Source organism: uncultured Moraxella sp., assembly GCF_945873075.1.
Taxonomy (GTDB): Bacteria; Pseudomonadota; Gammaproteobacteria; order Pseudomonadales; family Moraxellaceae; genus Moraxella.
Genome location: NZ_CAMCBS010000032.1, coordinates 1 through 15,174, shown reverse-complemented (window position 1 = coordinate 15,174; position 15,174 = coordinate 1). Strand labels below are relative to the sequence as shown.

Here is a 15,174-nt window from a genome sequence, read left to right as displayed (position 1 = left end):
TAGTTTGGGGTAGTATAACCTCTTATGGGGTGTCTGGGAATATTGTACCGGTACATACAGATTAGCTATGCAACCATCTATCGAGGGTTATACAAGGGCTTATTTGATGTGGATGGTAAGCTTGCCACAAGAAAGCTAAGGCACAAAGGCAGAACTCGTCATACCAAAAACCATGAAGAAAAGCGAGGTAAGATACCCATTACCCATCATCTTCAAGACAGACCACAGATTGCCAATGAACGCCTAAGAATTGGTGATTGGGAAGCTGATACAGTATTGGGTAAATCAGGCAAGGCTTGTCTTGTGACATTGGTGGATAGATGCAGTCGCTTTTTGATTTGTGCAACCGCTAAAGCCAAAAAGCAGAATTAATCAGTCAAGCCATCATCCGGGCTTTAGCCAATCAACCTGTGTTTACCATTACACCAGATAGAGGAAAAGAATTTGCCAAACACAAACAAGTAACGAGTAGTCTAAAAGCAAACTTCTACTTTCCACCACCAAGCCAGCCTTGGCAAAGAGGAAGTAATGAAAACACTAATGGGCTACTTCGGGAATATTTTCCAAAGCAACAAGATATTAACCAGTGGGATGATCAATACATACAAACAAAGGTTGCTAGACTTAATCTACGACCTAGAAAATGTTTAGATTGGCGAACACCTTATGAGGTTTATTATCAAAAGGTGTTGCAGTTGGTTTGACAATTCAAGGGCAAAATTATTTTAATAAGCGATGATAAAAGATGGCGAAAACAAGGCAATTGGGGTACAATATTTGGTTTAACTTAAATTGTATTTATTCCAACGCACCACGAGTGTTCTATGACTGCCAAAAAGCCGACTGATATTACTAAAATTCGCAACTTTTCTATCATTGCCCACATTGACCATGGCAAATCCACGCTTGCTGACCGCTTTATCCAAGTGTGCGGTGGCTTATCCGACCGTGAAATGCAGGCGCAAGTGCTAGACTCAATGGATATTGAGCGTGAGCGTGGTATCACTATCAAGGCGCAGTCGGTGACTTTGTATTATGACCACCCAAATGGCGAGCGTTATCAGCTCAATTTCATTGACACCCCAGGTCATGTGGACTTTAGCTACGAAGTGTCTCGCTCTTTGGCGGCGTGTGAAGGGGCGCTGTTGGTGGTTGATGCTGCCCAAGGCGTAGAAGCGCAGTCAGTTGCCAACTGCTATACGGCGGTGGAGCAGGGTCTAGAAGTTCTGCCTGTGTTGAATAAAATCGATTTGCCACAGGTTGAGCCTGAACGCGTCATCGAAGAAATCGAAGACATCATCGGTATCGAAGCGGCCGATGCGCCACGAGTCTCTGCCAAGTCAGGTCTTGGCGTCGATGAGTTACTACAAGTCTTGGTTGAGCGCATCCCTGCACCTGTGGGCGACCGTGAAGCACCACTACAAGCCTTGATTATCGATTCTTGGTTTGATAACTATCTTGGCGTGGTGTCGTTGGTGCGTGTGCGTCAAGGCTCAGTGGCAAAGGGCGATAAGATTTTTATCAAATCAACGGGCGAGAGCCATCTGGTGACATCCATCGGTGTCTTTACCCCAAAATCGCTCGAAACCGATGTCCTGCACGCCGGTGAAGTCGGCTTTGTGATTGCGGGTATCAAGGATATTCAAGGTGCGCCAGTGGGTGATACCATCACTCATGCCAAGACCCCTGATGTCGATAATATCCCGGGCTTTCAAAAGGTGACACCGCAGGTGTATGCAGGGATGTTCCCTGTGGATTCAAGCGATTTTGAAAAATTCCGTGAAGCCCTACAAAAGTTACAAATCAACGATGCAGCGCTGTTTTTTGAGCCAGATACATCAGAAGCGCTTGGCTTTGGTTTTCGCTGCGGCTTTCTTGGGATGCTGCACATGGAGATTATCCAAGAGCGTCTCGAGCGAGAATATGACCTAGATTTGATTACCACTGCGCCATCGGTGATTTATGAAGTCGTCAAGAAAAACGGCGACATCGTCTATGTCGATAACCCATCGAAATTGCCTGATGTCGGCGTGATTGCAGAGTTTCGTGAGCCGATTGCCCGCTGTCACATCCTAGTACCCCAAGAATATCTGGGCAATGTCATCACGCTTGCCATCGAGCGTCGTGGCGTGCAGGTGGATATGAAATTCATGGCTCGCCAAGTGCAAGTCGTGTTTGATATCCCAATGGGTGAAGTGGTGATGGATTTCTTTGATAAATTAAAATCCGCGAGCCGTGGCTTTGCGTCATTAGATTATAATTTTGAACGCTATGAAACCGATAAACTCGTGCGTGTCGATGTCTTGATTAATGGTGAAAAAGTCGATGCGCTGGCGATGATTTGCCACCAAGAGCACGCACGCCGCCGTGGTGGTCAGCTTGTTGAGAAGATGAAAGAGCTGATTCCACGCCAAATGTTTGATGTCGCTATCCAAGCTGCCATCGGTAGCCAAATCATCGCTCGTAGCACAGTCAAGGCAATGCGTAAAGATGTCCTTGCCAAGTGTTATGGCGGTGATGTCAGCCGTAAGAAAAAGCTACTTGAAAAACAAAAAGCCGGTAAAAAACGCATGAAGCAAGTGGGCAGTGTCGAAATCCCACAAGAAGCGTTCTTAGCGGTGCTCAAAGTCGATAGCTAAGACTTGGCGAGTGGCTTGATTGAATATTTGTACATATTTTATACCGATTGACTTATAAATGATACAAGCAGTTGTTATACTATGCCAACGGCAATTATGCCTAAGTATCACAACTGTAGGAGAGTTTGGTGGATTTTGATATTAATTTGATTCTTGTGCCAGTGACTTTGGTGTTTTTGCTGATTTGGCTTGTTGATAAATTTGCCCTAAAACAGCATCGTGCCATCAAGACGCATACACAGCAGACCAAGCAAGCACAAGATGCATTGTCAGCCAGTCAGTCGGCGCTTGAGCAAGCGTTGGCAGCTGCCAATATCAGCACGCCAATCAGTCATTTTCGTCCTGATGAAGCGACACCTGATGCGGTGCGTAAGACTTATCAAGCTCATCAACAAAACCTAGCCACAGTCGCAAGCTTGCAGGGTAATCCACCGAGCCAAAATGTCCTAGTACGCTGGGCGTATGAATTTTTGCCGGTGCTTGCGGTGATTGTCATTGTCCGCTCGTTTCTTATTGAGCCGTTTAATATCCCATCATCATCGATGGTGCCGACGCTTTATACGGGCGATTTTATTGTGGTCAATAAGACCGCCTATGGACTGCGTTTACCGATTACCCATACCAAAATCCTAGACACGGGTGCACCTGAGCGTGGCGATGTGGCGGTATTTCGCTATCCTGTGAATGAGAAAATTTATTTTATCAAGCGTGTGATTGGTCTGCCGGGCGATACGGTGAGCTTTGATAATGATGTCATCAGCATCAACGGTAAGCCTGTAGCGACCAGTGCGACTGAGTATCAAATGCCACAGCGTCTAACTGACCAGATGCTACCGCAGGCGATTAATGGCACACCGCTAAGCAGTGCAGAGCGAGCGACTTTGGGTCGTGAAGAAGAAAAATACGCCCGCTATCAGACTGAGACTTTGGGTGCGCATACCTATAAAGTGCGTTATGTGGGCGATGTTCATGCGGCACAAGCTGCACCGTTTTTGCTTGAGCATTCATCTGAGACTACCACATCGGCAGGCACTAAATGGTCAATCACCGTCCCAGAAGGTCAATATTTTGTGATGGGTGATAACCGTGACCGTAGTGAAGATGGCCGTTTTTGGGGCTTTGTCCCAGAAGCCAATCTATCAGGCAAAGCGACCTATATTTGGATGCACAAAGAGCCAGGGCTGAATTTGCCAAGCTTTGGTCGTAACGGCAGTATTGATTAAACAGTAGGTATCACTTGAGCGATATATCAACCAAGACCAAAAAAACAGCCAAGCCCACCGCCTTGCAAGCACAGCCGCATTTTGGCGATTTTGAGCAGGGCTTGGCGGTGCTTTGCCAAAAACTTGGTTATCAGTTTCGTGATTCGTCATTGCCGCGCCGTGCCTTGACACACCGTTCCTACGACCCAAAAAACAGCTATGAGCGATTGGAATTTTTGGGCGATGCACTGCTTGGCGTGGTGATTGCTCGTGGGTTATTTTTGCGTTATCCACATCATGACGAAGGCAAGCTGACTCGTATGCGAGCGACATTGGTACGCCAAGAGACACTCGTGCAAATCGCCGAAAAGCTTGAGCTATCACGCCATCTGATTTTGGGCGTCGGCGAGCGTAAAGGCGGTGGGCGACATCGTGCGTCAATCCTAGCAGATGCGGTCGAAGCACTGATTGCGGCGATTTATCTTGATAGCGATGATGGCTTGCTAGTTAATGAGTTGGTGCTGTCTTGGTATGGCGATTTGCTTGATGAAGTCGGACAAGAACAAGTGCTCAAAGATGCCAAATCCCGCTTACAAGAGCTGTTACAAGGCAATCGCTTGGCACTACCCACTTATGAGCTGATTGAGACACATGGCAATGCCCCCAATCAGACCTTTGTTGTGCGTTGTTCTGTGGCGGTCACAGGTGCAATCGCCATCACCGAAACGGGCGCATCACGACGCATCGCCGAACAAAAATGCGCTGAATTGATGATTAATCAGCTGCACAAACTTTCTATCACGATTTAATTATCCCAATTGTCCAACAAGGACGCAAGCTAAAAGGTAAACCATGACTGACAACACAAACCTGACCAACGAAGACACCATTGCGGCGTTTTTTGACAGCCAATCAACCCCGACCAATGACGCTTTTAAGGCTGGTTTTGTGGCGATTGTTGGTCGTCCAAATGTCGGCAAATCGACCTTGATGAACCATTTATTGGGTCAAAAACTCTCTATCACTTCTCGTAAACCACAAACCACACGCCATCGTATTCATGGCATCTTGACCAATGATGAGATGCAGATTGTGTTTGTCGATACCCCAGGTATTCATAGCAAAGAAGTGCGTGCGATTAATGAGCGCATGAATAAGGCGGCGATTTCTGCCTTATCGGATGTGGATTTGGTGCTGTTTGTGGTGGATGGTTTGCAGTGGCGTGAAGATGATTTATTGACGCTCGAAAAATTATCAGCGACCAATCTGCCTGTGGTGCTGGTGATTAATAAAGCCGACACCATTAAAGATAAATCACAGTTGTTGCCACACATCGAAAGCTTTAGTGACAGCTTTGACTTTGCGGACATTGTGCCAGTCTCGGCACTGCGTCGCCACAACCTTGAGCGTTTGGTGCAGGTGATTGGTGAATACCTGCCTGTTCGCCCTGCGATCTTTGATGCGGAGCAAATCACTGACCGCTCGGAGCGTTTTTTGGCATCGGAGATTATCCGTGAAAAAATCATGCGTACATCAGGTGATGAAGTGCCTTATGATTTGACCGTGCAGATTGACACCTTTAAAGATGAGCCTGCGCACCAAGACCCTGAGACGGGCAAATGGCGTCGTGCGGTGACTTTTATTGATGCGACCATTTTTGTGGAGAGAGCAGGTCAAAAATCCATCATCATCGGTGATAAAGGCGCTCGTATCAAGCAAGTCGGCATCGATGCTCGTAAAGATATGGAAGTGCTGTTTGACCGCAAAATCATGCTGACCTTGTGGGTGAAAGTCAAGCGTGGTTGGTCGGATGATGAGCGTGCATTAAATAGCTTAGGTTATTGATTTGACTTAAGCTTTTGGAAGATTATCATGCGTGCCACAGCGCTTAATGGCTATCTTTTGCACAGTCGAGCTTATCAAGAAAAACGGGCGATTTATCAGTTTTTCAGCTATGAGCATGGCGTGGTGCATGGCGTGGGCGCTCGGGGAATGCCACTGTTTGCGCCGATTTGGTTGATGGCAAATGGTGTCAATGCCCTAAAAAGCTTTAGTCAAATCAGTCTGGGCTTTCATCCAGATTTTCAGGCCATGTGTGATGGTATTGATGCTGATGATACCATCGCTTCAGTTGATGCGGTGAATTATCATCAAATCAAAGGGCGGGTGCAATATGCACTGCTGTATATGAATGAAGTGCTGTATAAACTGCTCGCCGCCGAAAATCCTTGTCATACACTGTGGCAGGTCTATCACACCAAAACGACCAAGCTACACGCACTCGACCGCCTAAAGCTTGGCGATAGTGATGAAATGCAGGCGATGCGTCTGTATTTACGGCAGTTTGAGCAGGCGTTGTTTGATGAGCTTGGCGTGGCGATGGATTATCAGATCGATGGACATGGCGAGCCGATTGCTGCGGATACCGTGTATCGCTTTGTGCCTTTGACAGGCTTTGTCCCCGATGTGGCAGGCGTGGCAGATCGCTATGGGCAGACGGTGAAATTAAGCCGATTACGCTATCGTGGCGATGAGCTGCTGATGATGGGGCAAGCACAGGGCGATGCCGATGCACAGCTTGAGTGGATGCCACAATTAAGCCAATTACAAAAAGAGCTGATGGATGCACTACTGGATTATAAGCCACTCAACAGTCGCACACTGTGGCAACAAAGCATCCGTTATATGAACCAATAGCATAAGGAAAAAGCCCATGAATACGCCCTTATTAGGTGTGAATATCGATCATATCGCGACGCTTCGTAATGCCCGTGGCGTTGGCTACCCTTGTCCAATCGAAGGGGCGCTGATTTGTGAGCAGGCGGGCGCTGAAGGTATCACCTTGCACCTGCGTGAAGACCGTCGCCATATCCGTGATGCTGATGTCTATGAGATGGCAAAGCGTCTGACCACACGCATGAACCTTGAGATGGCGGTCACTGATGAGATGCTGTCGATTGCCCTAGATGTGCGCCCTGCGTGGGTGTGCCTAGTCCCCGAAAAACGCCAAGAGCTGACGACCGAAGGCGGCTTAGATATCGCCAATTTGCCAAATTTGGGCGAATTTATCGGTCAGCTACAGTCTGCTGGTATCCAAGTGTCGCTATTTATCGACCCTGATATCCATCAGATTGATACTGCCATTGCGCTTGGTGCAGATGCCATCGAGCTGCATACAGGCACTTATGCGCATGCCACACTGGATGATGATACTGCCAAAGTCGCCGATGAACTTGGTCGTATTAAGGCAGCGGTCGCCCATGCCAAGTCAAAATCGGACATTTTGGTCAATGCAGGACATGGCTTGACACGCCAAAATGTCGCTGCTATCGCACAGATTGATGGCATCCATGAACTGAACATCGGTCATGCGCTGATTAGTGACGCTGTTTTTATGGGTCTTGAGCAAGCTGTTAAGGCGATGAAGCGAGCGTTTGTTGCTGTATAATTTGATGGTTATGCGATATGATTTATTTATCATGCCAATAAATCATAAACCGACAAAGCTTGTCATCAATTTGCCATAAATAAGCTTTTTCGCTTTACTTGATTAAAAATCGTACAAAATTTTTACTTGAAACATGAAAAATAGTAAATTTTCTGTAACATTGTGTAGTTTTTGCAAAAAAGTACTTGTAAATTCTGTCAATTAAAGGTAATCTTAGCCCATCTGTTTTGGTCTATACGATGCCAAGGCGGTGTATTGTCCAATTTTTCTGATTTTTTGATGATTGGCAATGGCAAAGCTTTGTGCTAAAATAGAACTTAGTAATGTTAAGTTACATTTTTCGAAAAACCCAACCGTTCCTTTGGAGGAATTTATGAAACTGAACAAAATCGCTCTAGCGGTTCTTGCGACGGCAGTAGCTCCACTAGCTGCTCAAGCTGGTGTTACTGTAACCCCACTAGTTGGTGCACACATCACCAATATGGCTGATGATGAGCAACGCGATGTACTTCGTACTGGTAAAGCGCTAAATGGTGATCGTTACGACGCTTCTCTACCGTACAACAACCAAGTAGCAAACCCAGTTAATCAAAACGGCGGTGTTGCTAAAGAAAGTAGCCTATATACTGGTGCTGCAGTTGGTGTTGAACTAACTCCATCTACTCAATTCCAAGTAGAATACGGCGTATCAAACGCTAACGGTGAAGCTTCTGAATACTCAGCAGACAGCAAAGCAAACCGTTTTGATGTTGAACAACAAATGATCACTGGTAACTTCCTAGTAGGTCTAGAGCAGTTCACTGGTTACAATGCTGACAACAAATTCAAGCCATATGTACTAGTTGGTGCTGGTCAATCTAAGATCAAAGTTGAAAACCAAGAGCAATATGTTGCTGACGCTACTAACGGTCAAGGCGTTGTAAAAGGCGAAACTATCAAAGCTGGTACTGAAGTTGCACAGTCAAAAGACACTATCGGTAACATCGGTCTGGGTGCTCGCTACCTAATCAATGATGCACTAGCACTTCGTGGTGAAGCTCGTGGTATCCACAACTTCGACAACAACTGGTGGGAAGCTCTAGCTCTAGCTGGTCTAGAAGTAACTCTAGGTGGCCGTCTAGCTCCTGCAGCAGTAGTAGCTCCTGCAATCGTTGAGCCAGAAATCGTTGCTGACACTGCAGCTGACACTGATGGCGACGGCGTACAAGACGCTCTAGACGCTTGCCCAGGCACTCCTGCGAATGTCGTTGTTGACGCTCGTGGCTGCCCACGCAATGTTGATCTGCGTGAAGACCTACGCCTAGAACTACGCGTATTCTTCGACTACGACAAGTCTGCTGTTAAACCACAGTACAAAGAAGAAATCGCTAAAGTTGCAGAAAAAATGCGTGAATTCCCGAACGCAACTGCACAAATCGAAGGTCACGCTTCTAAAGATTCAGCACGCTCAAATGCGCGTTACAACCAACGCCTATCAGAAGCTCGTGCGAACGCAATCAAAGCAGTTCTATCTAACGAGTTCGGCATTGCTCCAAACCGTCTAAGCGCTGTAGGTTATGGCTTCGATCGTCCGATCGCTCCAAACACCACTGACGAAGGTCGTGCAATGAACCGTCGTGTTGAAGCAGTTATCTCTGGTAATAAGGTAACTACTGTACCACAAACTAAAGACATGCAAGTTCAATAATCTAACGATTATTTACTAATATGTCCAAAAGAACCATGCCATTGGCGTGGTTCTTTTTATTTGTATCATTTAACTGTAATTATCAGTTGATTTATGGTATAATAAACAGTTTTCTTACACAATCATCTTTGATGATTCCATTTTCTACGGGCATTGCCCGATTTCCATTTTGATTAATATTGAGTATTTATGGCAAACGACATCAAGCACTTGCGTAATATCGCAATCATTGCTCACGTTGACCACGGTAAAACTACCCTAGTTGATAAACTTCTACAACAATCAGGCGCACTTGGCGACCGCTCAGGCGATATTGAACGAGTTATGGACTCAAACGCCCTAGAATCTGAGCGTGGCATCACCATCTTGGCAAAGAACACTGCCATCAAATGGACCGATGGTCGCACTGGTATCGAATACCGCATTAACATCGTCGATACCCCGGGCCATGCCGACTTCGGTGGTGAAGTTGAGCGTGTGATGTCGATGGTGGACTGCGTGCTTTTGCTTGTTGATTCACAAGAAGGTCCAATGCCACAGACTCGCTTTGTGACCCAAAAAGCCTTTGCTCGTGGTCTAAAGCCAATCGTTATCATCAACAAAATCGATAAGCCTGCTGCCCGTGCTGATTGGGTAATTGACCAAGTATTTGATTTGTTTGATAGCCTAGAAGCGACCGATGAACAGCTAGATTTCCCAATCGTCTATGCATCAGGCATCAATGGTATCGCAGGCCTTGAGCCAGATAATTTGGCATCAGACATGACGCCACTATTTGAGACCATCGTCGATATCGTCGAGCCACCAAAGGTTGATGTCGATGGCCCATTCCAAATGCAAATCTCAAGCCTTGACTATAACAGCTTTGTGGGGGTTATTGGTGTTGGTCGTATTCAGCGTGGTTCAATCAAGACCAATACCCCTGTGACTGTCATCGACAAAGATGGCAACAAGCGCAATGGCCGTATCCTAAAAATCATGGGTTATCATGGTCTTGAGCGTGTGGATGTGGATTTTGCGCAAGCAGGTGACATCGTCTGCGTGACCGGTCTTGATGCGCTTAATATCTCTGATACCATCTGCGACCCACAAAATGTCGAAGCACTGCCTGCGCTTAGCGTGGATGAGCCGACCGTATCGATGACTTTTCAGGTTAATGACTCACCATTTGCTGGTAAAGAAGGTAAATTTGTCACATCACGCAATATCCGTGAGCGCCTAGACCGTGAGCTGATTCATAATGTGGCATTGCGTGTCGAAGATACTGACAGCCCTGAGAAATTCAAAGTCTCTGGTCGTGGTGAATTGCACTTGTCAGTATTGATTGAGAATATGCGCCGTGAAGGCTTTGAGCTTGGTGTATCTCGTCCGCAGGTCATCATGAAAGAGATTGATGGCGTGATGTGTGAGCCGTATGAGAATGTGACTTTTGATGTCGAAGAACAGCATCAAGGTGCAGTCATGCAAGAGATGGGCAACCGCAAGGGCGATTTGACCAATATGGAAGTCGATGGCAAAGGTCGTATTCGTATCGAAGCTACCGTGCCATCTCGTGGCTTGATTGGTTTTCGCTCGGCATTTTTGACCATGACGTCAGGCACAGGTATCATGACATCGAGCTTCTCGCATTATGGCCCTGCCAAAGGCGGTGCGGTTGCCGGTCGTCAAAACGGCGTGCTAATCTCAATGGTTACAGGCACTTGTTTGGCTTATGCGCTATTTAGCCTACAAGAGCGTGGTCGCCTGTTTGCCAAGCCGCAGCTAGAAGTCTATGAAGGCATGATTGTTGGTATCAACTCTCGCTCTGACGATATGGTGGTGAACCCAACCAAAGCCAAACAGCTGACCAACATCCGTGCATCAGGCTCAGATGACGCCATCATCTTGACACCAGCACTTGAATACACGCTTGAGCAAGCACTTGAGTTTATCGAAGATGATGAATTGGTTGAAGTGACACCAAAATCAATCCGTATTCGTAAGCGCTACTTGACCGAAAATGAGCGTAAGCGTCTTGGCCGTAAAAAAGACTAATCGATATTGGTAAGTGGATTAACAAAACTTAACACGCTTACCATCATTTGATACAGTTATTACGAAAAGTTGTGTTAAAATTGCACAACTTTTAAGCGTTATGCTGACATATTTTTACAAAAGTGCCAACAATTGCTAAAGCAGATTGCTTGTGCGCATTTTACCCCAATTAATATAAGAGAGTATGTTGCCATGAGTATGGTTCAAGAATTTAAAGAGTTTGCCCTAAAAGGTAATGTGATGGATTTGGCGGTCGGTGTCATCATCGGCGCTGCATTTGGTAAAATCACCACATCATTGGTTGAAGATGTGATTATGCCAATCATCTCATTCATCATGGGTGGCAAGATTGATTTCAAAAATATGTACATCTTGCTTGGCGAAGCACCTGCAGGTGTGGCGAATAACTATGACGCCCTAAAAGCTGCTGGCGCACCGATGCTTGCCTATGGTAACTTTGTCACCGTAGTAATTAACTTCATCATCCTAGCATTCATCATCTTTATGATGGTCAAAGGCATGAACAAGCTACGCAAGTCTGAAGAAGCTGCACCAGAAGCACCAGCAGAGCCATCAGAAGAAGTGCTACTATTGCGTGAAATCAGCGCGAAGCTTGGCGAACGCAAATAATCCATCTTGGATACTGACGCTCAGAATTTTCTGGGCGTTTTTTATTGTCTGTGATAAATCCTGCCAACCCAAATCATGACCACTCGGTCATCTTTGGCAAAGCAACATCGATAATCGAGTGTGTTATAGTAAGTGGCAATTACTGCCAAGCGATTGGCACGATTTTCACTCAATAAGGAGTATCCATGATTTTTCAAGGAAATAAAATTCAGGTTGATTTTATTGATCAAGCAGCAGGCATTGTTGAGTTCCGCTATGATGCCAAAGACGGTCATGTGAATAAATTTGACCAAGCGACCAGTCTTGAGTATGAGCAAGCGGTCAGTGCGCTAGAAGCTCGTGATGATATCAAAGGCCTAGTGGTGACATCAGGCAAAAGCGTGTTTATCGCAGGGGCGGACATCACCGAGTTTGTTGAGCATTTTAAAAAGCCACAAGATGAAATGCAAGCTTGGTTGTATGATTTTAACCAAGTGTTTAACCGCTTTGAAGATTTGCCATTCCCAAAAGTCGCCGCCATTAATGGCGCAGCACTCGGCGGTGGCTGTGAGATGACTTTGGTCTGTGAGTACCGTGTGATGGGTGTATCAGGTCAAATCGGTCTGCCTGAGACCAAGCTTGGTATTTTCCCGGGCTGGGGCGGTACGATCCGTGGTTCACGCTTGCTTGGTATTGATAATATCCTAGAAGCGGTGGCGACAGCGAAGTTTTATAAGCCTGCCGAAGCCTTGAAAGTGGGCTTTGTTGATGCGGTCGTGGCTGATGATCAACTGGTGGAGTCTGCCATTGATTTGGTCAAAAAATGCATCAAAGGTGATCTTAACTGGCAAGCTCGCCGCCAAGAAAAGCTAGAACCTGTCAAGCTCAATCAGCTAGAGCAGGCGATGGCGTTCAACAGTGGCAAGGGCATGATTTTTGCCAAAGCCAATCCAAAGCAATATCCTGCCATCGCCCTTGCGGTTGAGGCGATCGAAAAGCACGCCAATTTGACCCGTGATGAAGCGGTCAAGGTCGAAGTCGCAGGCTTTGCCAAAGCTGCCAAGACACCACAAGCTGCCGCTTTGGTCGGTCTGTTCTTAAATGATCAGCTGGTCAAAAAGCTTGCCAAAAAACACAGCGAGCAAGCACACGACATCCGTGAGGCGGCCGTACTCGGTGCTGGCATCATGGGCGGTGGTATCGCTTATCAAGCCGCAAGCAAGGGCTTGCCAATCATCATGAAAGACATCAAGAGCGAACAGCTTGAGCTTGGCATGAATGAGGCGACTAAGCTACTATCTAAGCAAGTCGAGCGTGGTAAATTCACCCCCGCCAAGATGGGTGAGACCCTATCTCGTATCCGTCCGACGCTGAACTATGGCGACTTTGGCAATACCGACATCGTCATCGAAGCGGTGGTCGAAAATCCAAAAGTCAAAGAAGCGGTGCTTGCTGAAGTCGAAAGCTTGGTCAAAGAAGATGCCATCTTAGCGTCGAACACTTCGACCATCTCAATCACTCGTCTTGCCAAAGCGCTCAAACGCCCAGAGAACTTCGTTGGTATGCACTTTTTTAACCCTGTGCATCGTATGCCACTCGTTGAAGTCATCCGTGGCGAGAAGACCAGCGAAAAAGCGGTGGCGACCACCGTTGCTTTGGCACAAAAAATGGGCAAAACCCCAGTTGTCGTCAATGACTGCCCGGGCTTTTTGGTGAACCGTGTACTATTCCCATACTTTGGTGCATTTGACCTATTACTCAAAGAAGGTGTGGATTTTGTACAGATGGACAAGGCGATGGAACGCTTTGGCTGGCCGATGGGCCCTGCCTATCTCATCGATGTGGTGGGTCTGGATACTGGCGTACACGGCGCTGAAGTGATGGCAGAAGGTTTCCCTGACCGTATGAAGCCTGATTATAAAGGCGGTATCAAGCATCTGTTTGAGAACAGTCGCTTGGGTCAAAAAAATGGCGTCGGCTTTTATAAATACGAAACGGACAAAAAAGGCAAACCAAAAAAACTTGCTGATACAACGACTTATGAGCTACTAAAAGCCGTACAAACTGACAGCCGTCAAGTGGATGACCAAGAAATCATCGACCGCATGATGATTGCGTTTTGTAATGAAACGGTGCGCTGCCTAGAAGATAATATCGTGGCATCAGCAGGCGAGGCTGATATGGCGATGATTATGGGTGTCGGTTTCCCACCGTTCCGTGGTGGCCCATGCCGTTATATCGACCAAATCGGCGTGGCAAACTATGTCGAGCTGTGCAACAAATACGCACATCTTGGCAAGGCATACGAAGCGCCAGCGAAGCTTGTGGCTATGGCTGCCAACGGTGAAACCTTTTACTAAAAAAAGATAAGGAATATTATAATGACAGTATTAAGTCCAAAAGATGTGGTCATCGTCGATGGCGTGCGTACCGCCATGGGCAAAACCAAAAATGGTATGTTTCGCAATGTGCGAGCAGATGAGCTATCAGCAAGCCTAATCAGTGCATTGATTGAGCGTAATCAAATCGACCCAAGCGAGCTTGAAGATGTGATTTGGGGCTGTGTGAACCAAACACTAGAGCAAGGCTGGAACATCGGTCGCTATGCATCACTGTTGGCAGGCGTGCCAAAATCAGTCGCCGCCCAAACCGTGAATCGCCTGTGTGGCTCATCAATGCAGGCACTACATACCGCCGCTGCACAAATCATGACCAATCAAGGCGATATGTTCATCATCGGTGGCGTCGAGCATATGGGCCATGTGGGCATGACACACGGCATCGACCCGAACCTAAAAGCATCTAAGCACTTCGCTCGAGCTTCAAACATGATGGGCTTGACCGCTGAAATGCTCGGTCGTCTAAATGGCATCACCCGTGAAGAGCAAGACCAGTTTGGTGTCAATTCGCACAAAAAAGCATGGGCAGCCACCACCGAAGGCAGATTTGCTAACGAAATCGTCGGCGTCGAAGGCCATGATGCTGATGGCAATCTACAGCTATGTACTGTCGATGAAGTTATCCGCCCTGATGCTAATATCGAAGCATTCCAAGCGCTCAAACCTGTCTTTGACCCAAAAGGCGGTACAGTCACCGCAGGCACATCATCAGCGCTATCAGATGGCGCATCAGCGATGCTCGTGATGAGCGCCGCCAAAGCAAAAGCACTGGGGCTAAAACCACGCGCCCGTATCCGCTCAATGGCGGTCGCAGGCTGTGATGCTGCCATCATGGGCTATGGCCCTGTGCCTGCCACCCAAAAGGCGCTCAAGCGTGCAGGCTTGTCACTATCTGATATTCAGACCATCGAGCTCAACGAAGCATTCGCCGCTCAAGGTCTATCGGTGCTAAAAGGCCTAGATTTGCTAGACAAGCAAGACATCGTCAATCATAACGGTGGTGCGATTGCCCTAGGTCATCCGCTTGGCTGCTCGGGTGCTCGTATCACCACGACGCTACTGAATGTCATGGAGCAACAAGACACCCAAATCGGTCTTGCCACCATGTGTATCGGTCTGGGTCAAGGTATCGCAACGATTATTGAGCGTGTGTGAT

General features: G+C 47.1%; 11 protein-coding genes and 2 pseudogenes. All 13 read left to right on the top strand.

What is annotated here, in order from left to right:
• Window positions 1-54: 54 nt before the first annotated feature.
• Window positions 55-704 (top strand): annotated as a pseudogene (locus Q0N89_RS08865) (IS30 family transposase); the annotation flags it as partial.
• A gap of 120 nt (window positions 705-824) precedes the next feature.
• A complete protein-coding gene (gene lepA / locus Q0N89_RS08860; RefSeq protein ID WP_294035506.1) occupies window positions 825-2,639 on the top strand; it encodes a translation elongation factor 4 in 1,815 nt (604 codons plus the stop codon).
• A 128-nt stretch (window positions 2,640-2,767) separates the two neighbouring features.
• A pseudogene (locus tag Q0N89_RS09845) lies at window positions 2,768-2,854 on the top strand (signal peptidase I); the annotation flags it as partial.
• Window positions 2,855-3,004: 150 nt separating this feature from the next.
• A complete protein-coding gene (gene lepB / locus Q0N89_RS08855; RefSeq protein WP_367178564.1) occupies window positions 3,005-3,862 on the top strand; it encodes a signal peptidase I in 858 nt (285 codons plus the stop codon).
• A 14-nt stretch (window positions 3,863-3,876) separates the two neighbouring features.
• Complete coding sequence (gene rnc, locus Q0N89_RS08850; protein WP_294035502.1) at window positions 3,877-4,650, top strand: ribonuclease III; 774 nt, start codon at window positions 3,877-3,879, stop codon at window positions 4,648-4,650.
• A 43-nt stretch (window positions 4,651-4,693) separates the two neighbouring features.
• Window positions 4,694-5,686, top strand: coding sequence for a GTPase Era (era, locus tag Q0N89_RS08845; RefSeq protein ID WP_294035500.1), 993 nt, complete (start codon window positions 4,694-4,696; stop codon window positions 5,684-5,686).
• Window positions 5,687-5,713: 27 nt separating this feature from the next.
• Window positions 5,714-6,538: a DNA repair protein RecO gene (locus Q0N89_RS08840; RefSeq protein WP_294035498.1), complete on the top strand. Its 825-nt coding sequence runs from the start codon at window positions 5,714-5,716 to the stop codon at window positions 6,536-6,538.
• Window positions 6,539-6,554: 16 nt separating this feature from the next.
• A complete protein-coding gene (locus Q0N89_RS08835) occupies window positions 6,555-7,289 on the top strand; it encodes a pyridoxine 5'-phosphate synthase (RefSeq protein ID WP_294035496.1) in 735 nt (244 codons plus the stop codon).
• 373 nt (window positions 7,290-7,662) lie between these two features.
• A complete protein-coding gene (locus tag Q0N89_RS08830; protein ID WP_294035494.1) occupies window positions 7,663-8,976 on the top strand; it encodes an OmpA family protein in 1,314 nt (437 codons plus the stop codon).
• Window positions 8,977-9,165: 189 nt separating this feature from the next.
• Window positions 9,166-11,010, top strand: coding sequence for a translational GTPase TypA (typA, locus tag Q0N89_RS08825; protein WP_078254139.1), 1,845 nt, complete (start codon window positions 9,166-9,168; stop codon window positions 11,008-11,010).
• 192 nt (window positions 11,011-11,202) lie between these two features.
• The gene (gene mscL / locus Q0N89_RS08820) at window positions 11,203-11,640 is read left to right on the top strand and encodes a large conductance mechanosensitive channel protein MscL (RefSeq protein ID WP_078254138.1); all 438 of its coding nucleotides are present in this window, start codon (window positions 11,203-11,205) and stop codon (window positions 11,638-11,640) included.
• A gap of 185 nt (window positions 11,641-11,825) precedes the next feature.
• On the top strand, window positions 11,826-13,979 hold the full coding sequence (gene fadB / locus Q0N89_RS08815; protein WP_294035490.1) for a fatty acid oxidation complex subunit alpha FadB: 2,154 nt from the start codon (window positions 11,826-11,828) through the stop codon (window positions 13,977-13,979).
• Window positions 13,980-14,000: 21 nt separating this feature from the next.
• Complete coding sequence (gene fadA, locus Q0N89_RS08810; protein WP_294035488.1) at window positions 14,001-15,173, top strand: acetyl-CoA C-acyltransferase FadA; 1,173 nt, start codon at window positions 14,001-14,003, stop codon at window positions 15,171-15,173.
• The last annotated feature ends 1 nt before the right edge of the window (window position 15,174 follow it).

Excerpts from the sequence above, each read along its gene's own strand:
- lepA (WP_294035506.1), top strand. The coding sequence starts at position 825 with ATGACTGCCAAAAAGCCGACTGATATTACTAAAATTCGCAACTTTTCT.
- era (WP_294035500.1), top strand. The coding sequence starts at position 4,694 with ATGACTGACAACACAAACCTGACCAACGAAGACACCATTGCGGCGTTT.
- Q0N89_RS08840 (WP_294035498.1), top strand. The coding sequence starts at position 5,714 with ATGCGTGCCACAGCGCTTAATGGCTATCTTTTGCACAGTCGAGCTTAT.
- Q0N89_RS08835 (WP_294035496.1), top strand. The coding sequence starts at position 6,555 with ATGAATACGCCCTTATTAGGTGTGAATATCGATCATATCGCGACGCTT.
- Q0N89_RS08830 (WP_294035494.1), top strand. The coding sequence starts at position 7,663 with ATGAAACTGAACAAAATCGCTCTAGCGGTTCTTGCGACGGCAGTAGCT.
- typA (WP_078254139.1), top strand. The coding sequence starts at position 9,166 with ATGGCAAACGACATCAAGCACTTGCGTAATATCGCAATCATTGCTCAC.
- mscL (WP_078254138.1), top strand. The coding sequence starts at position 11,203 with ATGAGTATGGTTCAAGAATTTAAAGAGTTTGCCCTAAAAGGTAATGTG.
- fadB (WP_294035490.1), top strand. The coding sequence starts at position 11,826 with ATGATTTTTCAAGGAAATAAAATTCAGGTTGATTTTATTGATCAAGCA.
- fadA (WP_294035488.1), top strand. The coding sequence starts at position 14,001 with ATGACAGTATTAAGTCCAAAAGATGTGGTCATCGTCGATGGCGTGCGT.